General features: G+C 63.9%; 27 protein-coding genes. 3 read left to right on the forward strand and 24 right to left on the reverse strand.

Annotated features, from left to right (window positions below; translation table 11 throughout):
• Nucleotides 1-149 precede the first annotated feature (149 nt).
• A complete protein-coding gene (locus tag AC1Q6V_RS23450; RefSeq protein WP_010812367.1) occupies nt 150-809 on the reverse strand; it encodes a c-type cytochrome in 660 nt (219 codons plus the stop codon).
• Nucleotides 810-1,309: 500 nt separating this feature from the next.
• On the opposite strand from AC1Q6V_RS23450, the gene yihA reads away from it, so the two are divergent.
• The 3 genes from yihA to AC1Q6V_RS23465 all read left to right on the forward strand — a co-directional run bounded on the left by yihA (nt 1,310) and on the right by AC1Q6V_RS23465 (nt 4,506).
• Nucleotides 1,310-2,011: a ribosome biogenesis GTP-binding protein YihA/YsxC gene (gene yihA, locus AC1Q6V_RS23455; RefSeq protein ID WP_010812368.1), complete on the forward strand. Its 702-nt coding sequence runs from the start codon at nt 1,310-1,312 to the stop codon at nt 2,009-2,011.
• A 265-nt stretch (nt 2,012-2,276) separates the two neighbouring features.
• Nucleotides 2,277-3,269, forward strand: a complete 993-nt coding sequence (gene hemB / locus AC1Q6V_RS23460; RefSeq protein WP_010812369.1) for a porphobilinogen synthase — start codon at nt 2,277-2,279, stop codon at nt 3,267-3,269.
• A 22-nt stretch (nt 3,270-3,291) separates the two neighbouring features.
• Complete coding sequence (locus tag AC1Q6V_RS23465; RefSeq protein WP_058698040.1) at nt 3,292-4,506, forward strand: magnesium transporter CorA family protein; 1,215 nt, start codon at nt 3,292-3,294, stop codon at nt 4,504-4,506.
• Between the two features lie 24 nt (nt 4,507-4,530).
• Here AC1Q6V_RS23465 and dsbD read toward each other — a convergent pair whose 3' ends face one another.
• The 23 genes from dsbD to rplP form a co-directional block, all read right to left on the reverse strand.
• Nucleotides 4,531-6,429, reverse strand: a complete 1,899-nt coding sequence (gene dsbD / locus AC1Q6V_RS23470) for a protein-disulfide reductase DsbD (protein WP_010812371.1) — start codon at nt 6,427-6,429, stop codon at nt 4,531-4,533.
• 72 nt (nt 6,430-6,501) lie between these two features.
• A complete protein-coding gene (gene cutA / locus AC1Q6V_RS23475) occupies nt 6,502-6,885 on the reverse strand; it encodes a divalent-cation tolerance protein CutA (RefSeq protein WP_010812372.1) in 384 nt (127 codons plus the stop codon).
• 120 nt (nt 6,886-7,005) lie between these two features.
• Nucleotides 7,006-7,401, reverse strand: a complete 396-nt coding sequence (gene rplQ / locus AC1Q6V_RS23480) for a 50S ribosomal protein L17 (RefSeq protein WP_010812373.1) — start codon at nt 7,399-7,401, stop codon at nt 7,006-7,008.
• 136 nt (nt 7,402-7,537) lie between these two features.
• Nucleotides 7,538-8,518, reverse strand: coding sequence for a DNA-directed RNA polymerase subunit alpha (locus tag AC1Q6V_RS23485; RefSeq protein ID WP_010812374.1), 981 nt, complete (start codon nt 8,516-8,518; stop codon nt 7,538-7,540).
• A gap of 167 nt (nt 8,519-8,685) precedes the next feature.
• Complete coding sequence (gene rpsD / locus AC1Q6V_RS23490) at nt 8,686-9,309, reverse strand: 30S ribosomal protein S4 (protein WP_010812375.1); 624 nt, start codon at nt 9,307-9,309, stop codon at nt 8,686-8,688.
• Nucleotides 9,310-9,612: 303 nt separating this feature from the next.
• The gene (rpsK, locus tag AC1Q6V_RS23495) at nt 9,613-10,011 is read right to left on the reverse strand and encodes a 30S ribosomal protein S11 (RefSeq protein ID WP_010812376.1); all 399 of its coding nucleotides are present in this window, start codon (nt 10,009-10,011) and stop codon (nt 9,613-9,615) included.
• A 24-nt stretch (nt 10,012-10,035) separates the two neighbouring features.
• On the reverse strand, nt 10,036-10,401 hold the full coding sequence (rpsM, locus tag AC1Q6V_RS23500; RefSeq protein ID WP_010812377.1) for a 30S ribosomal protein S13: 366 nt from the start codon (nt 10,399-10,401) through the stop codon (nt 10,036-10,038).
• Nucleotides 10,402-10,420: 19 nt separating this feature from the next.
• A complete protein-coding gene (gene rpmJ, locus AC1Q6V_RS23505; protein WP_008642959.1) occupies nt 10,421-10,537 on the reverse strand; it encodes a 50S ribosomal protein L36 in 117 nt (38 codons plus the stop codon).
• A gap of 30 nt (nt 10,538-10,567) precedes the next feature.
• On the reverse strand, nt 10,568-10,786 hold the full coding sequence (gene infA / locus AC1Q6V_RS23510) for a translation initiation factor IF-1 (RefSeq protein ID WP_010812378.1): 219 nt from the start codon (nt 10,784-10,786) through the stop codon (nt 10,568-10,570).
• Between the two features lie 23 nt (nt 10,787-10,809).
• On the reverse strand, nt 10,810-12,153 hold the full coding sequence (gene secY, locus AC1Q6V_RS23515) for a preprotein translocase subunit SecY (RefSeq protein WP_010812379.1): 1,344 nt from the start codon (nt 12,151-12,153) through the stop codon (nt 10,810-10,812).
• 43 nt (nt 12,154-12,196) lie between these two features.
• Complete coding sequence (rplO, locus tag AC1Q6V_RS23520; protein WP_010812380.1) at nt 12,197-12,631, reverse strand: 50S ribosomal protein L15; 435 nt, start codon at nt 12,629-12,631, stop codon at nt 12,197-12,199.
• A 22-nt stretch (nt 12,632-12,653) separates the two neighbouring features.
• Nucleotides 12,654-12,836 (reverse strand): 50S ribosomal protein L30, encoded by a 183-nt coding sequence (gene rpmD, locus AC1Q6V_RS23525; protein ID WP_010812381.1) that lies wholly within the window; start codon nt 12,834-12,836, stop codon nt 12,654-12,656.
• 10 nt (nt 12,837-12,846) lie between these two features.
• Nucleotides 12,847-13,365 carry a 30S ribosomal protein S5 gene (rpsE, locus tag AC1Q6V_RS23530; protein WP_006160449.1) on the reverse strand — a complete coding sequence of 173 codons (519 nt, stop codon included), beginning with the start codon at nt 13,363-13,365 and terminating at the stop codon, nt 12,847-12,849.
• A gap of 21 nt (nt 13,366-13,386) precedes the next feature.
• On the reverse strand, nt 13,387-13,743 hold the full coding sequence (gene rplR / locus AC1Q6V_RS23535; RefSeq protein WP_010812382.1) for a 50S ribosomal protein L18: 357 nt from the start codon (nt 13,741-13,743) through the stop codon (nt 13,387-13,389).
• A gap of 11 nt (nt 13,744-13,754) precedes the next feature.
• Nucleotides 13,755-14,288: a 50S ribosomal protein L6 gene (rplF, locus tag AC1Q6V_RS23540; protein ID WP_010812383.1), complete on the reverse strand. Its 534-nt coding sequence runs from the start codon at nt 14,286-14,288 to the stop codon at nt 13,755-13,757.
• Between the two features lie 10 nt (nt 14,289-14,298).
• Nucleotides 14,299-14,694 carry a 30S ribosomal protein S8 gene (gene rpsH / locus AC1Q6V_RS23545; protein WP_010812384.1) on the reverse strand — a complete coding sequence of 132 codons (396 nt, stop codon included), beginning with the start codon at nt 14,692-14,694 and terminating at the stop codon, nt 14,299-14,301.
• A gap of 27 nt (nt 14,695-14,721) precedes the next feature.
• Complete coding sequence (gene rpsN / locus AC1Q6V_RS23550) at nt 14,722-15,027, reverse strand: 30S ribosomal protein S14 (protein WP_010812385.1); 306 nt, start codon at nt 15,025-15,027, stop codon at nt 14,722-14,724.
• Between the two features lie 9 nt (nt 15,028-15,036).
• The gene (gene rplE / locus AC1Q6V_RS23555; RefSeq protein ID WP_010812386.1) at nt 15,037-15,579 is read right to left on the reverse strand and encodes a 50S ribosomal protein L5; all 543 of its coding nucleotides are present in this window, start codon (nt 15,577-15,579) and stop codon (nt 15,037-15,039) included.
• A 25-nt stretch (nt 15,580-15,604) separates the two neighbouring features.
• On the reverse strand, nt 15,605-15,913 hold the full coding sequence (gene rplX, locus AC1Q6V_RS23560) for a 50S ribosomal protein L24 (protein WP_010812387.1): 309 nt from the start codon (nt 15,911-15,913) through the stop codon (nt 15,605-15,607).
• Between the two features lie 9 nt (nt 15,914-15,922).
• Nucleotides 15,923-16,291, reverse strand: coding sequence for a 50S ribosomal protein L14 (rplN, locus tag AC1Q6V_RS23565; protein ID WP_010812388.1), 369 nt, complete (start codon nt 16,289-16,291; stop codon nt 15,923-15,925).
• Nucleotides 16,292-16,570: 279 nt separating this feature from the next.
• Nucleotides 16,571-16,849 (reverse strand): 30S ribosomal protein S17, encoded by a 279-nt coding sequence (gene rpsQ, locus AC1Q6V_RS23570; protein ID WP_010812389.1) that lies wholly within the window; start codon nt 16,847-16,849, stop codon nt 16,571-16,573.
• Nucleotides 16,846-17,040 (reverse strand): 50S ribosomal protein L29, encoded by a 195-nt coding sequence (gene rpmC / locus AC1Q6V_RS23575; RefSeq protein WP_010812390.1) that lies wholly within the window; start codon nt 17,038-17,040, stop codon nt 16,846-16,848. Before rpmC ends, rpsQ begins: the two co-directional genes overlap by 4 nt.
• 11 nt (nt 17,041-17,051) lie before the next feature.
• A complete protein-coding gene (rplP, locus tag AC1Q6V_RS23580; protein WP_010812391.1) occupies nt 17,052-17,468 on the reverse strand; it encodes a 50S ribosomal protein L16 in 417 nt (138 codons plus the stop codon).
• Nucleotides 17,469-17,470 lie beyond the last annotated feature (2 nt).

The raw sequence follows: 17,470 nt of genomic DNA on the forward strand, positions 1-17,470 counted from the left end.
AAAAAAGGGCGGACATGCTTTGGCAAGCAGGCCACCCTTTTCGATTGTGACAGGCGCGTTCGGTTGCATGCCGCGGCCCCCCGCCGGAACGGGGGACCGCCAAACCAACGCGCCGGCGCCTGGCGGGCGCCAGCGGAGTCGCGGAATCGTTATCGAACTCCGGCGACGTAATCCGCCACCGCCTTGATCTCGGCATCCGACATCTTGGCGGCGATGGTCGTCATGACCGGGTTGTTCTTGCGGGTGCCCTGGCGGAATGCCACCAGTTGTGCCTCGGTATAGTCCGCCCACTGGCCGCCGATGCGCGGGTACTGGGCGGGGATGCCGGCCGCAGTAGGACCGTGGCAGGCGGCGCAGGCGGGCACGCCCTTGGCTGCGATGCCGCCGCGGTAGATCTTCTGGCCGGCTTCGATGGTGTCCTTGTTCTTGGCGGTGGCCGGCTTGAGCGACTGCTTGGCCAGGTAGGCGCCGACGTTGCGCATTTCCTCGTCAGTCAGCACCGACGCCATCGGCACCATGATCGCGTTGTTGCGTGCCTTGGACTTGAAGTCGGCCAGCTGCTTGTGGACGTACTCGGGATGCTGGGCGGCCAGCTTCGGGTTGGCGGCGGCGGCACTGTTGCCGGCGGCGCCGTGGCAGCTCAGGCAGGCGGGCACATTGCGGTCGGGGGCACCTTGCGTGTACAGCGTTTCACCCTTGGCCGGGTCAGCCTTTGCGGCGGCCTGCTCTGCGGCAGATGCCATTCCGGAAAGGGCGGCGGCAGGAACGGCCAAAGCCAGGACACCCAGAATCTTCGCAATGCGGTTCATTCGCACACCTTCTCTGAATTGTTTTGGATACCGTGATGCGTGCCGCCCCGGCGCTTTGCCGGCGGTGAGGACGCGCCGGTGCAAAGGCTGGTATCGTGGCGACCCGCGCGCGGCTGACCGATCCGCAAAGCGCTGGCCGTGGCGGCAGACCCCGCCAGCCCGCTCCCGCAGCCGCCGCACCCTCCGGTGCAACGCGCAATGCGGGGCAAAGGCCCTGCCCACGATGGAACGACACACTAGGCTTCCCGCCCGGACGACGGCAGCCGAGGCACGCGGCCATGGATGCCACGCGTCACCCGTTCAGGAGACCGTAAACCGGCGTATTGTACAATAAGTTATGTGCCGGATTGATGCCTTGCGCCTTGTCATGCCCCTTTCGGGCTGCGCCAGATCAACCCCGGCGGGCGGCCCAGGCCGCCAGCCATCCCACCCTGGCGAGACCCCGGCCCCGGCATGCGCAATGCGCACAGCCTCCGCGGCCCGCCCCACCGCTCTAGCGCATGTCCCTTCTTCACCAGGCCCGCTTCTTCATCACCGTGAACCACCTGCGCGACCTGCCCGCCACGGCCGTGCCGGAGGTGGCGTTCGCCGGCCGCTCCAACGCCGGCAAGTCCACGGCCATCAACATCCTGTGCAACCAGAAGCGGCTGGCGTTCTCGTCGCGCACCCCCGGGCGCACGCAGCACATCAACTATTTCTCGGTGGCGCCGGTCAAGGCGCCCGACCCGCTCGCCTTCCTGGTCGACCTGCCCGGCTACGGCTATGCCGAGGTCTCGGGCTCGGCCAAGTACCACTGGCAGGGGCTGCTGAGCGACTATGTGCAGACGCGCCAGCAACTGTCCGGCCTGATCCTGATGATGGACGCGCGCCGTCCGTTCACGGATCTCGATTGCCAGATGGTGGAGTGGTTCCTGCCGACGGGGCGCCCCATCCACGTGCTGCTGACCAAGGCCGACAAGCTGACCAACAGCGACAACGCCAAGGCGCTGCGCGAGACCCGCAAGATGCTGCAGGGCTACGCCGAGCAGATGGAAACACCGGTGCCGATGACGGCACAGCTCTTCTCCAGCCTGAAGCGCCGCGGCATCGAAGAGGCGCAGGGCGTGATCGCCGGCTGGCTCAACCTGCCGGAAGCGCAGAAGGCCGAAGCCCGGTCCGCAGCGGAGAAGAGCGAGCCGCCTGCTGCCGATCCCGCAGAGTAATCACCAGGTCAGCACGCAAAAAAAAAGCCCCGCTGCAAGCAACGGGGACAAACTTTCCCGCCGCTGGGGCGGGTACCCGCTCAGGGAGGAGTAGCGGGGGACACCGCGCCACGCAGGGCGCAACGCAAAGTGTCCGCGAGTATGATAGCGGGCACGCTCAAAAGTTTAGTTTTTCTTCGGCCAGCGGCTTTGGACCGCGCTTTGCCGCGCGCGCCGTGCTTGCCGGCCCGCTTTCCTGTCCAGCCCTACAGTCAAGAAGCCCGCCATGTCCACCTTCCCCGAATACCGCCCGCGCCGCATGCGCCGCGATGATTTCTCCCGCCGCATGATGCGCGAGCATCGCCTGTCGCCGGACAACCTGATCTACCCCGTCTTCATCCTTGACGGCCAGAACCAGCGCCAGGCGGTGGCGTCGATGCCGGGCGTCGAGCGCGTGTCGGTCGACCTGCTGATGCCGGTGGCCGAAGACTGCGTCAAGCTGGGCATCCCGGTGATCGCGCTGTTCCCGGTGATCGACCCGTCGCTGAAGACGCCGGACGGCATCGAGGCCACCAACCCCGAGGGCCTGGTGCCACGTGCCGTGCGCGCGCTCAAGGACCGCTTCCCCGAGCTCGGCGTGCTCTGCGACGTGGCGCTCGACCCGTACACCAGCCACGGCCAGGACGGTGTGCTGGACGACAACGGCTACGTCATCAACGATGTGACCGTCGAGATCCTGGTGCGCCAGGCATTGGCACAGGCCGAAGCCGGTGTCGACATCGTGGCCCCGTCCGACATGATGGATGGCCGCATCGGCGCGGTGCGCACCGCGCTGGAAGACAACGGCCATATCCATACGCGCATCATGGCGTACTCGGCCAAGTATGCGTCGGCGTTCTACGGCCCCTTCCGCGACGCGGTGGGCTCGGCCGCCAACCTGGGCAAGGGCAACAAGATGACCTACCAGATGGATCCGGCCAATACCGACGAGGCCCTGCGCGAGGTGGCACAGGACATCCTGGAAGGCGCCGACATGGTGATGGTCAAGCCCGGCATGCCGTACCTGGACATCGTGCGCCGCGTGAAGGACGAGTTCCGCTTCCCCACCTACGTCTACCAGGTCAGCGGCGAATACGCGATGCTCAAGGCCGCCGCGCAGAACGGCTGGCTGGACCACGACAAGGTGATGATGGAATCGCTGCTGGCCTTCCGCCGCGCCGGCGCCGACGGCATCCTGACCTATTTCGCGCGCGACGCCGCGCGGCTGCTGACGGCCTGAGCGGCTAACCGACAGAGCGCCTATGGAACTGCTAGGCTTCTCGGCCAGCCAGGTACACCCGCTCGCCTCGCTCACCGAGGCGGGCAACTTCCTCGGCAGCAATGCCGCGTCGCTGTTCGTCTGGGCGGATTTCTCCACCGAAGAAGTCACCGCCGCGCCGGATGCCTGGCGCGAGAGCATGCGCCAGCTTGCCGGCGCGCCGATCCTGGACCTGCACCTGGCCGACGCCACCAATGCCGCGCATCCGTCGTATTTCGACACGACCAATGCATACGACATGGTGATCTTCCGCAAGCTCACCTTCGAGACCAGCCGCGCCATCGCCGAGGCCGAGCCGCAGGACCCTGTGGCCGGCACGGCGAAGCCGTCCGCTGCCGAGTCCGCCGCCCGCCAGAAGCGCTATCCGCCCGGCTTCCTCCCGGCACTGGCCAAGATCGACACCCAGCCGGTCACGTTTTTCGTGTTCGACACGGTGCTGGTCACGGTGCGCTCGGGGCAATCGCGCACCGTTGACCAGGTGCGCCAGCGTCTGATCGAGCTATGCCAGGCACCACGCCCGCAGGCCACGCCCGTGCGTGGCAATGGCCAGCCGCTGCTGCACGGCGTGCGCCCGCCCAGCCGGCCCGAGGACCTGATGCTGCGCCTGCTCAATGCGATGGTCGACCGTTACCTGGAACTGCGCGCGCCGCTGACGCGCCAGCTCGACCGCTGGCAGCGCGCGCTGCTCAATTCGCGCCGCAGCTTCTCAAGCTGGGAGGGACTGCTGGATGCCCGCATCCAGCTGCGCAAGCTGGAGCACCTGAGCGAAGAGCAACGCGACGCGCTGCAGGAATTCCGCGACAGCCTGCTCGACAACCGCTTCAGCAGCGACCAGCCCGGCGGCCCGGCCAATGCGCCGGGGCGTGACGAGGTGCTGCTGGTGCGCATCAACGACGTGATGGAGCATATCCAGCGCGTGCTGGCGCACGCGCGCCGGCTGGAGGATTCGATCGAGTCGGCGGTGCAGATCCACTTCTCCGCGGTGGCGCACCGGACCAACCGCACCATGCGCGCGCTGACGCTGATCACGGCGCTGTTCATGCCGCTGACGCTGATCACCGGTGTCTTCGGCATGAACTTCGACCGCATGCCCTGGCTGCGCGAGCCGCACGGGTTCTGGTGGTCGATCGGCCTGATGGGCGCCGTGGCGCTGGGGCTGGCCGCGCTGTGGGCGCTGGGGCGGCGGCTGGAACGGTAGCCACCGCGCAGCACTAGGTACGCGTCAGGTGCTGGTACGCGTGCCGAAGGCCCGCTCCAGGCTTTCCAGGAAGCGGTTGGCCGACTGGTAGCCGATCACGCGCACCGGGCGCTCGCGCCCGTCAGGCCCGAACAGGATGATGCCGGGCGGCCCGAACAGGCCGAAGCGCTTGAGCAGCGCCTTGTCGTCGGCATTGTTGGCGGTCACGTCCGCCTGCAGCAGCACGATCTCGGACAGCCGCGCGCGCACGCGCGGATCGACGAAGGTCATGCGCTCCATTTCCTTGCAGCTGACGCACCAGTCGGCGTAGAAATCCAGCAGCACCGGTTTGCCTGCGGCGGCGGCCTGCGCCACGCGGGCATCGAGCTCGGCCACGCTGCGCACGCGCTCGAAGCGCACCGCCTGTGCGCCGGCAGCGGCTTCCGCGCCACCGCGTGCCACGCTCAAGTGCGACAGCGGCTGCAGCGGATCGCGCCCGCCCGAAGCCACGCCGATCAGCACGATGGCCGCTGCGATCGCGAACAGCACGCCCACGCCCTTGCCCACCCGCGCCAGGTTGCGCGGATCCGGGCCCAGGCCGTCAAAGGCGCCCAGGAATACCGCCGCCACCAGCAGCAGCGCCGCCAGCGCCAGCATCGAGGCCCAGGCCGGCAGCACCGGCCCCAGCATCCACAGTGCCACACCCAGCAGCAGGAAGCCGAAGAAGCGCTTGGTGACCTCCATCCAGCGCCCGGCCCGCGGCAGCAGATTGCCCGCGCCCACGCCCACCAGCACCAGCGGCACGCCCATGCCGAGCGCCATGGCGAACAGCGCCGCGCCGCCGATCACGGCGTCGCGGGATTGCGCGATATAGGCCAGCGCCCCGGCCAGCGGCGCGGTGACGCAGGGCCCGACGATCAGCGCCGAGATCGCGCCCATTGCCGCCGCACCCGCCACCTGGCCGCCCTGGCGGCGGTTCGACGATTCGGTCAGGCGGGTCTGCCAGCGCTGCGGCAGTTGCAGCTCGTACAGCCCGAACATCGACAGCGCCAGGGCCACCATCAGCGCTGCGAACAGGCCCAGCACCCACGGTGTCTGCAGCGCGGCCGACAGGCCCTCGCCCAGCAGCCCGGCAGCCACGCCGACCGCGGTGTACACCACCGCCATGCCCAGCACGTAGGCCAGCGACACCACCAGCGCACGGCCGCGCGTGACGTGCTCGCCCACCACGATCGAGGACAGGATCGGCACCATCGGCAGCACGCATGGAGTGAACGTCAGCAGCAGGCCCAGGCCGAAGAACAGCGCGGCGATCAGGGCCAGGTTGCGGCTCGCCAGCGCGCCGGCGATGCGGTCGCTGTCGTCGGCGCGCAGCACCGCGGGGGCGGCTGGCGCAGGGGCAGGCACGGCCGCCGGCGCATCCGAGCGCCCGCGCTTGCCGAACAGGTCGGCCAGCCCGCTGCCGCCGACCTTGTACACGCTCTCCATCGGCGGATAGCACAGGCCCTTGTCGGCGCAGCCCTGCGAGGTGACCGTCAGCGACCACTTGCCGTCGGCCGGCGCCGCCTCCACCGGCACGCGGATGACCACGCTGTCGCGGTAGGTCTCCATCTCCTTGCCGAAGGTCTCGTCGAACTTGACCTTGCCCGGCGGATACGCCGGCATTCCCAGCTTCACGTCGGCGGGTTGCGCGGCAAAGGCGAAGCGCTCGCGGTACATGTAGTAGCCGGGGGCAACCTCGAAGCGTACCTCGACAGTCTTGTCGTCAAGCTGGCTCGCGGCGAAGCGGAAGGCCTGCTCCGGCGGCAGGAAGTCGTCTTCGGTGGCGGCATGCGCGCCGCCCGCCAGGCACACCCAGGCCAATGCCGCCAGCAGCGCTGCGGCAATATGCCGCGCCCAGACCTGCCCGCGCGCGCGCTCCGGAAGTGCCAAACCGATTGTCATCTCGCTGTTTCCTGTCTGTCTTGAACTTGGGGGGGCGGCGTACCTGCTGCTGCGCTGCGGGCGCGGTTGCCCCTACTTTGCCGGCCCTGAGGCGGTCTCGGTCTCGCTGCTGACCCAGGCCAGGTACGGCGCGTAACCGGCCGTCACCGGCCACGCTATGAGTTCCGGCACGTCGTAGGGGTGATGTTGCCGGATCACGGCCTCCAGCGCAGCGTAACGTGCACGCGTGGTCTTGATCAGCAGCGGCCACTCCTGCGCGCGCTCCAGCTTGCCCTGCCACCAGTACTCGGACTCGACCGGCGCCAGGCGGTTCACGCAGGCGGCGGCGCGCGCCTCCAGCACTACCTGCGACAGGTGCGCCGCGGTCTCGGCATCTGGAGTATTGGTGATCACGACGATCACCTCGGCCGGATCGCCCGGGGCGCCGGCATCCGGCTGGCTGGCATGGCTTTGCATCGACATCTCCTTGCGGCAGGCACGGCGGCGGCCCAAAAACAAAAGAGCCAGGCAGATGCCTGGCTCGATTGTAAGCGGTGTGCCCGTACCCGTCGCCGCAGCGGCGGGCGGGAAACTACCTTATTCCGCGGCTTCTTCAGCCGGGGCTTCGGTGATTTCCGGACGATCCACCAGTTCGACCAGCGCCATCGGCGCATTGTCGCCCTGACGGAAACCGAACTTCAGGATGCGGGTGTAGCCGCCCGGACGGGTGGCGTAGCGCGGGCCCAGTTCGGTGAACAGCTTGGTGACCATGTCGCGGTCGCGCAGACGGGCGAAAGCCAGGCGGCGGTTGGCAACGGTGTCCTTCTTGGCCAGCGTGATCAGCGGCTCGACAACCTTGCGCAGTTCCTTGGCCTTGGGCACGGTGGTCTTGATCAGCTCGTGCTGGAACAGCGAGTTGGACATGTTGCGCAGCATCGCGAGACGGTGCGACGAGGTGCGGTTCAGTTTCCGCAGACCATGACGGTGACGCATGATGATTCCTTTCAGTTAAGTGTTTGACCAGCTCTTCTATCGTCCGATGCGGCTGGACGCGGGCCGGTAGTCATACGAGCCCTGGCACGAAGCCAGGGCGGTTACCGCGGTGCGGGACCAATGCCCCGCGCCACAATTACTTCTCCAGACCTGCGGGCGGCCAGTTCTCGAGCTTCATGCCGAGGGTCAGGCCACGCGATGCGAGGACTTCCTTGATCTCGTTGAGCGACTTGCGACCCAGGTTCGGGGTCTTGAGCAGTTCGTTCTCGGTACGCTGGATCAGGTCGCCGATGTAGTAGATGTTCTCGGCCTTCAGGCAGTTGGCCGAACGCACCGTCAGCTCCAGGTCGTCGACCGGGCGCAGCAGGATCGGATCGATCTGCGGCGTGCGGCTCGATGCAGCCTCGGCTGCCGACTCGGTGCCTTCCAGCGCGGCGAACACGGACAGCTGGTCGACCAGGATGCGGGCCGACTGGCGGATCGCTTCCTCGGGCGAGATCACGCCGTCGGTTTCGATGTTCATCACCAGCTTGTCCAGGTCGGTACGCTGTTCCACGCGAGCGGATTCAACCGCGTACGAGACGCGGCGCACCGGCGAGAACGAAGCGTCCAGCACGATGCGGCCGATGACCTTGCCCGACTCGTCGCCGAACTTGCGCACGTTGCCCGGCACATAGCCGCGGCCTTGCTCGACCTTGATCTGCATGTCCAGCTTGCCGCCGGCGGACAGATGGGCGATCACGTGGTTCGGGTTGATGATCTCGACGTCGTGCGGCAGCTCGATATCGGCAGCCGTGACCACGCCTTCGCCATCCTTGCGCAGCGACACCGTGACTTCGTCGCGGTTGTGCAGCTTGAACACCACGCCCTTCAGATTGAGCAGCAGGTTGACGACGTCTTCCTGCACGCCGTCGATGGTGGAATACTCGTGGACCACCCCAGCGATCGTGACTTCGGTCGGTGCATAGCCGACCATCGACGACAGCAGCACGCGACGCAGGGCGTTACCGAGCGTATGGCCGTAGCCGCGCTCGAACGGCTCCATCACGACTTTGGCGTGATGGTCGCCCAGAGGCTCGACGGCGATGATTTTTGGCTTGAGGAGTGCTGTTTGCATTAGGTTGTCCTTTTCAATACCCTCGGCTCGTTACACCGATAAGGCTGACGTTTGGAACCTGAAAATCCCATCGCGAGATGGGCGAAGCCCGACCGCGCGTACAGCGCGTCGGGCTGGAAGGGAAGCTTTGCGGCGAACGCAAGCTCTGGGCCGTTCCGCTCGCGTGATTAACGCGAGTACAGTTCGACGATCAGGCTTTCGTTGATGTCGCCCGAGATATCGGCGCGATCCGGCACTTGCTTGAAGGTACCTTCGAACTTCTTCGAATCCACCGCCACCCAGGTCGGGAAGCCCGACTGCTCGGCCAGCGACAGCGCTTCAGCGATACGGACTTGCTTCTTCGACTGTTCGCGGATGGTGACGACGTCGCCAGACTTGATCTGGGCCGACGGCACGTTCAGGGTCTGACCGTTCACCAGGATCGCCTTGTGCGACACCAGCTGGCGCGCTTCAGCGCGGGTCGAGCCAAAGCCCATGCGGTACACAACGTTGTCCAGGCGCGATTCCAGCAGTTGCAGCAGGTTTTCGCCGGTGTTGCCCTTGCGGCGGTCGGCTTCGGCGAAGTAGCGGCGGAACTGGCGCTCGAGCACACCGTAGATGCGCTTGACCTTCTGCTTTTCACGCAGCTGGTTGCCGTAGTCGGAGGTGCGTGCACCCGAGGTGCGGCCGTGCTGGCCCGGCTTGCTGTCCAGCTTGCACTTGTCGGCGAGCGAGCGACGGGCGCTCTTCAGGAACAGGTCGGTGCCTTCACGGCGGGAAAGTTTGGCCTTCGGGCCGGTATAACGTGCCACGTTGTCTTCCTTTGATCGATCGCGACGCCTTCAAGACGCGCCGCGAGTCCGTCAACGCAGTACTTCCGCAGTGCAATTCTGCACCCGGGGAGACCGTGACGGACGGTGGGCTTATTAAGCGCGCCCCGTTGCCGGGTACGACGCTGCAAGCATTTACAGTGCGCCGGCATGGGAATGTGCCGCAAGAGACATTCCCTCGACGCAAAACGAAAACCTGCCGCATTAAAATGCAGCAGGTCAACGCGCGATACTACCATATCCGAAACCGGCAGGTAAACCCACCGGGCCCGGACACACCAACGCTCAGATGCGGCGGCGCTTCGGCGGACGGCAGCCGTTGTGCGGAATCGGCGTGACGTCTTCGATGATCGCGATCTTGATGCCCAGCGCGTTCAGCGCGCGGACAGCCGATTCACGACCCGGGCCGGGGCCCTTGATGCGCACTTCCAGGTTCTTGATGCCCTGGTCTTGCGCCACGCGACCGGCGTTCTCGGCAGCAACCTGGGCAGCGAACGGGGTCGACTTGCGCGAACCCTTGAAGCCCTGGCCACCGGCGGTCGCCCACGACAGGGCGTTGCCCTGGCGGTCGGTGATCGTGATGATGGTGTTGTTGAACGAGGCGTGGACGTGCGCAATGCCGTCGGCAACGTTCTTCTTGACCTTTTTACGCGCGCGAGCGGCGTTATTCGGACCTTTTGCCATTAGTTTCTTCCTCTGCCTTCGGCTTTACTTCTTCAGAGCCACGCCGGCCTTGCGCGGACCCTTGCGGGTGCGGGCATTGGTCCGGGTACGCTGACCGCGCATGGGCAGGCCCTTGCGGTGACGCATGCCACGATAGCAACCAAGGTCCATCAGACGCTTGATGTTCATCGTGGTTTCACGACGCAGGTCACCCTCGACCGTGACCTTGCCCACTTCGTCACGAAGCTTTTCCAGGTCGGCGTCGGTCAGATCCTTGACCTTCTTGTCAAACGGTACACCGGTGGCCTCGCAAATCTTGCGAGCGCGCGAGCGGCCGACACCATAAATGGCCGTCAGGCCGATTTCGGTGTGCTTGTGGTTCGGGATGTTAACCCCTGCGATACGTGCCATTCGTCAATCCTCTTTCCGATTAGCCTTGGCGTTGCTTGTGGCGGGGATCCGACGAGCAGATCACGCGCACGACACCGTTGCGCTTGATGATTTTGCAGTTGCGGCAAATGCGCTTAACAGAAGCCAGCACTTTCATAATTTTCCTCTTCCTTCAATTCCTGTTCGCTCACTTCGTCCGGAAGACGATTCGTGCGCGCGACAGATCATATGGGGTCAGCTCGACCGTCACCTTGTCACCCGGAAGAATCCGGATGTAGTTCATTCGCATCTTGCCGGAGATATGGCCCAGTACTACATGGCCATTTTCCAACTTGACCCGGAACGTCGCATTGGGAAGGTTTTCCAGGACCTCCCCCTGCATCTGGATGACGTCGTCTTTTGCCATACCTAGCCTGTACCGATCCGAAGTCAGCGCAAGGTCAGATTGCCCTTGAAATTCGCCTTCTTCAGCAGCGACTCATATTGCTGCGACATCACGTAAGACTGAACCTGAGCCATGAAGTCCATCGTGACGACCACGATGATCAGCAGCGAGGTTCCGCCAAAGTAGAACGGAACGTTCCACCGCAGCACCAGGAATTCCGGCAACAGGCAGACCAGTGTGATATAGACCGCACCAGCCAGCGTCAGGCGCACCAGAATCTTGTCGATATAGCGCGTCGTCTGCTCGCCCGGACGAATGCCCGGAATGAAGGCACCGCTTTTCTTCAGGTTGTCTGCCACTTCACGGCTGTTGTACACCAGGGCCGTGTAGAAGAAGCAGAAAAATACAATCGCAGCAGCGTACAGCAGGATGTAGACCGGCTGGCCCGGCGACAGCGTGGCAGCCAGGTCCTTGATGAACCCGCCAACCGAGCCCGTCGCATCGGACGTGAACCAGCCCGCGATCGTCGCCGGGAACAGGATGATCGACGATGCGAAGATCGGCGGAATCACCCCTGCCATGTTCAGCTTCAGCGGCAGGTGCGACGACTGGCCGCCGTACACCTTGTTGCCGACCTGACGCTTGGCATAGTTCACCAGGATCTTGCGCTGGCCTCGCTCGACGAACACCACGGCGAAGGTCACACCGATCACGATCGCCACGATGAAAATCGCTGCGATGATGCTCATGGAACCCGTGCGGACCAGTTCGAACAGTCCGCCGATCGCGTTGGGCAGGCCCGCCGCGATACCGCCGAAGATGATGATCGAGATGCCGTTGCCCAGACCACGCTCGGTGATCTGCTCACCCAGCCACATCAGGAACATCGTGCCGGTCACCAGCGTAATCACTGCCGTGGCCCGGAACATCAGGCCCGGATCCAGCACCAGCCCAGGCTGCGACTCCAGCGCCACCGCAATCGACAGCGCCTGGAACGTGGCCAGGACCACGGTGCCGTAGCGCGTGTACTGCGTGATCTTGCGTTGCCCTGCCTGCCCTTCCTTCTTCAGCGCCTCCAGCTGCGGCAGCACGATCGTCAGCAACTGCATGATGATCGACGCCGAGATGTACGGCATGATGCCGAGCGCGAAGACGGTAAAGCGCGACAGCGCCCCGCCCGAGAACAGGTTGAACATCCCGAGGATGCCACCCGACTGACTCTGGAAAAGCTTCGCAAGCTGCTCCGGATCGATACCGGGCACCGGAATATGAGCGCCGATGCGGTACACGATCAGGGCCAGCACCAGGAACATCAGCCGGCGCTTGAGGTCGCCGTACTTCGCCGTGTTCCTGGCTTGCGCGCTTGCATTGGGTTTCGCCGTGGCCAAACGATGCTCCGACTATAACTGCCTATGCTGCGATAAATGCCTGTCAGGCTGCGATCTGGCCGCCGGCGGCTTCGATCGCGGCCTTGGCGCCAGCGGTGGCGCCCAGACCCTTGATCGTCACCTTGCGGGTCAGTTCGCCAGCCTTGATGACCTTGGCGCTCTTGACCAGCTCGCCCACCAGGCCAGCTTGCTTCAGGACCAGCAGGTCGACTTCGGCCGCTTCCAGGCGCTCGATGTCACGCAGCGTGACTTCGGCGTTGAACGCCTTGGTCAGCGAGGTGAAGCCGCGCTTGGGCAGGCGACGATACAGCGGCATTTGACCGCCTTCGAAGCCCACCTTGTGGAAGCCGCCCGAACGCGACTTCTGACCCTTGTGACCGCGACCGGCAGTCTTGCCCAGGCCGGAGCCGATACCGCGACCGACGCGACGCTTGGCGTGCTTCGAACCGGCGGCCGGTTTCAGGTTGTTCAGTTGCATCTTGCTCTCCGAGTTCCCGGTATCAGGCCAGAACCTTGACCAGGTACGAGACCTTGTTGATCATGCCGCGCACAGCGGGCGTGTCCTGCAGCTCCGACACCGAGTTGATGCGGCGCAGGCCCAGGCCACGAACAGTGGCGCGATGATCCTCGCGCGTGCCGATCAGGCTGCGCACGAGTTGCACTTTTACGGTTTTCTGCGACATTGCGTTCACCTTAACCCAGGATGTCTTCGACCGACTTGCCACGCTTTGCGGCGATTTCGCCCGGCGTGCTCATCTTCTGAAGGCCGTCCAGCGTGGCGCGAACCATGTTGTACGGGTTGGTGGAGCCGTGCGACTTGGTCACCACGTTGGTGACGCCCATCACTTCGAAGATCGCGCGCATCGGGCCGCCGGCGATCACGCCGGTACCTTCCTTGGCGGGCATCATCAGCACCTTGGCGGCGCCGTGCTTGCCAACGACTTCGTGTTGCAGCGTGCCGTTCTTCAGCGAGACCTTGACCATCTTGCGACGGGCTTCGTCCATTGCCTTCTGAACAGCAACCGGCACTTCCTTAGCCTTGCCCTTGCCCATGCCGATGCGGCCATCGCCGTCACCAACCACGGTCAGCGCAGCGAAACCGAGAATCCGGCCACCCTTCACCACCTTGGTGACGCGGTTGACCGAGATCATCTTCTCGCGGAGGCCGTCGTCGCGTTCGTCCTGTTGGACTTTTGCTTGCATCTTTGCCATGACGTATCTCTCTCTATGCGCTTAGAACTTCAGGCCGGCTTCGCGGGCGGCGTCTGCCAGGGCCTTGACGCGGCCATGGAAACGGAAGCCGGCGCGATCGAACGCGACAGTTTCCACGCCGGCAGCCTTCGCCTTCTCGGCGATGCGCTTGCCAACCACGGTGGCGGCAGCGGCGGTAGCGCCCTTGCCATCCAGTTCCTTGCGCACTTCCACCTCGGCGGTCGACGCGGAAGCCAGCACCTTGGTGCCGCACTCCGAGAAAACCTGGGCGTAAATATGCGAATTCGTACGGAACACGGTCAGACGATTGACTTTCATCTCCGCGATCTTGGCGCGGGTCTGACGTGCACGGCGCAAACGAGCGTCTTTCTTGTTCATCATTGCACCCCTTACTTCTTCTTGGTTTCCTTCAGGATGACGCGCTCGTCCGAGTAACGCACACCCTTGCCCTTGTAGGGCTCAGGCGGGCGGTACGCGCGGACTTCCGCGGCAACCTGACCGACTTTCTGCTTGTCCGCACCCTTGATGATGATCTCGGTCTGCGTCGGCGTTTCCGCCTTCACGCCTTCCGGCATCTCATGGATCACGTCGTGCGAGAAACCAAGCTGGAGCTTCAGCGCAGCGCCTTGCAGCTGGGCACGATAGCCCACGCCGACGAGGTTCAGCTTGCGCTCGAAACCGGTGGTTACGCCCTTGACCATGTTGGCCACCAGAGCACGCATGGTGCCCTGCAGAGCGTTTGCTTCACGCGATTCGTCAGCCGGGCTGAAGGTCAGCGTGTCGTTCTCGACATTGACCTTGACCAGGCTGTGAATCGGCTGCGACAGCGTACCGAGCGGGCCCTTTACGGAGAGCACGCCAGCCGCCACGTTCACTTCCGCGCCCTTGGGGAGCGCGATGGGAGCCTTACCTACACGGGACATGGTTCTCTCCTTAAGCGACGTAGCAGAGAACTTCGCCGCCCACGCCAGTGGCGCGAGCCTTGCGGTCGGTCATCAGACCCTGCGGGGTCGAAATGATCGCCACACCCAGGCCGTTCATCACTTGCGGGATGTCGCTGCGGCCCTTGTACACGCGCAGGCCGGGCTTCGAGACGCGCTCAATGCGCTCGATGACCGGACGGCCGGCGTAGTACTTGAGACCGATGCTCAGTTGTGCCTTGCCGCCATCTTCCTGGACGGCGTAGTCGTCGATGTAGCCTTCGTCCTTCAGGACCTTGGCGATTGCCACTTTCAGCTTCGACGACGGCATGACAACCGACGCTTTCTGCACGCCCTGGGCGTTGCGGATGCGCGTCAGCATATCGGCGATAGGATCGCTCATGCTCATACTGTTTCTCCTGTAGCCTGTGCGTAATTACCAGCTGGCTTTCGTCAGACCCGGGATTTCGCCCTTGAAGGCGATTTCGCGGATCTTGTTACGCGCCAGGCCAAACTTGCGGAAGGTACCGCGGGGACGACCGGTGATCGCGCAGCGGTTACGCTGGCGAGTCGGGTTCGCGTTGCGCGGGAGCTGTTGCAGCTCGAGACGCGCGCTGTAACGCTCTTCTTCCGACTTCTCTTGGTCATCGATAATGGCCTTGAGGTTGGCGCGCTTGGCGGCATACTTCGCCACCAGCTTGGCGCGCTTCTTCTCACGTTCAATCAGAGCCAGTTTAGCCACGGTTACCCCTTAATTGCGGAACGGGAACTTGAACGCACCGAGGAGTGCCTTGGCTTCCTCGTCGTTCTTTGCCGTCGTCGTGATGCTGATGTTCAGACCACGCAGTGCGTCGATCTTGTCGTACTCGATTTCGGGGAAAATGATCTGCTCTTTCACACCGATGTTGTAGTTGCCACGACCGTCGAACGACCGGCCCGACACACCACGGAAGTCACGCACGCGCGGCAGGGCCACGGTAACGAAACGATCGAGGAATTCGAACATGCGCTCGCCGCGCAGGGTCACCATCGCACCGATGGGGTAGCCCTGACGGATCTTGAAGCCGGCGATAGCCTTCTTGGCCTTCGTCACGACCGGCTTCTGACCGGCGATCTTGGTCAGGTCGCCGACGGCGTTCTCAATGATCTTCTTGTCATTGATGGCTTCGCCAAGACCCATGTTCAGGGTGATCTTGGTGATGCGCGGCACTTCCATGACCGACTTGTAGCCGAACTGTTCGATCAGCTTCGGCACAACCTGTTCTTTGTAAAACTCTTGCAGACGTGCTGCCATGCTCAACTCCTATACGTGCCCAGAATCAAGCTGCCACGACGGCGCCGGTGGTCTTCAGCACGCGCACGCGCTTGCCGTCTTCCACCTTGATGCCGACGCGCGACGGCTTGCCATTGGCATCCACGAGCGCAACGTTGGAAATATGCAGGGGCATGACCTTGTCGACCACACCACCGGTAGTGCCCAGCATCGGGTTCGGGCGGGCATGCTTCTTGGCGATGTTCACGCCTTGCACCGCAACCTTGTCGCCCAGGACGGCTTGCACGGTACCGCGCTTGCCCTTGTCCTTGCCGGTCAGCACAATGACTTCGTCGCCTTTGCGAATCTTGTTCATGGCGGCTCCTTACAGCACTTCCGGAGCGAGCGACACGATCTTCATGAAGCGCTCGGTACGGAGTTCACGAGTCACCGGCCCGAAGATACGGGTGCCGATCGGCTCGAGCTTGTTGTTCAGCAGGACGGCGGCGTTGCCGTCGAACTTGATCAGCGAACCGTCAGCGCGGCGCACGCCCTTGGCGGTACGCACGACGACGGCGTTGTAGATGTCGCCCTTCTTCACGCGACCGCGCGGCGCTGCGTCCTTGACGGTCACCTTGATGATGTCGCCAACGCTTGCGTAGCGGCGCTTGGAGCCACCCAGCACCTTGATGCACAGCACTTCGCGCGCACCAGTGTTATCGGCTACTTCGAGCCGGCTTTCTGTCTGAATCATGGTGTTTGTCTTCCCAACTTAATCCGTCAGGTGCAAAAAGCGCCCATCGGTCAGTCTTGGTCCCGTCGGCTCCGGCATTGCGCCAGCTCCGTATGGGTTGATCAACTTTGAAGTCGGTAGGAACCACGCGATCTCAACTATTTGTTGAGGGCGCTCGGTCCTGGCTCGCTTCACAGGCCCGCCCGGGTGGTAATGCAAAGGCGAACGCAACAAAGCGGAAGTCCAGGATTATAGCTACATAATCCTGGACTTGCAAGTCAAGCTAAGAACGTGTTGTTCTTAGATGACGCGTGCAGCCTCTACCAGCCGGGAAACCACCCAGGACTTGGTCCGCGACAGCGGACGGCCTTCCTGGATCTCGACCTTGTCGCCTTCCTTGTACTGGTTGGCTTCGTCGTGTGCGTGGTACTTCTTCGAACGCAGCACGTACTTGCCGTACAGAGGATGCTTGACGCGGTTTTCCACCAAGACCGTAACGGTCTTGTCCATCTTGTCGCTCACGACACGGCCGACCAGGGTACGGCGAAGCGACTTTTCCGTTTGTGCAGCTTCAGTCATTTCGCGTTTGCCTTTTGAGTCAGCACGGTTTGCACACGCGCGATGTCCTTGCGAACCTTCTTCAGCTGGCTGGTGTTCTGCAGCTGTTGGGTCGCCTTTTGCATGCGCAGGCTAAATTGGGCCTTCAGCAGCTCGGAGAGCTCCTGGTTCAGCCCGGCGGCGTCCTTGCCGCGAAGTTCGGATGCTTTCATCCCTGCTCTCCTTACGTCCCGACCTGGCGCACCACGAAATTGGTGGCGATCGGCAGCTTGGCGGCCGCGAGGCGGAACGCCTCACGTGCCAGGTCTTCGCTCACGCCATCCATTTCGTACAGCATCTTACCCGGCTGGATTTCAGCCACGTAGTACTCCGGATTGCCCTTACCGTTACCCATACGGACTTCGGCAGGCTTCTTCGAGATCGGCTTGTCCGGGAAAATCCGGATCCAGATGCGGCCGCCACGCTTGATGTGGCGGGTCATCGCACGACGTGCCGACTCGATCTGACGAGCGGTCAGGCGGCCACGGCCCATGGCCTTCAGGCCGAATTCGCCGAAAGACACGGCGTTACCACGGGTAGCCTTACCCGTGTTGCGGCCTTTCTGCTCCTTGCGGTATTTTCTGCGCTTAGGTTGCAGCATCG

It is taken from the genome of Cupriavidus sp. GW823-FHT07B10, assembly GCF_058794355.1.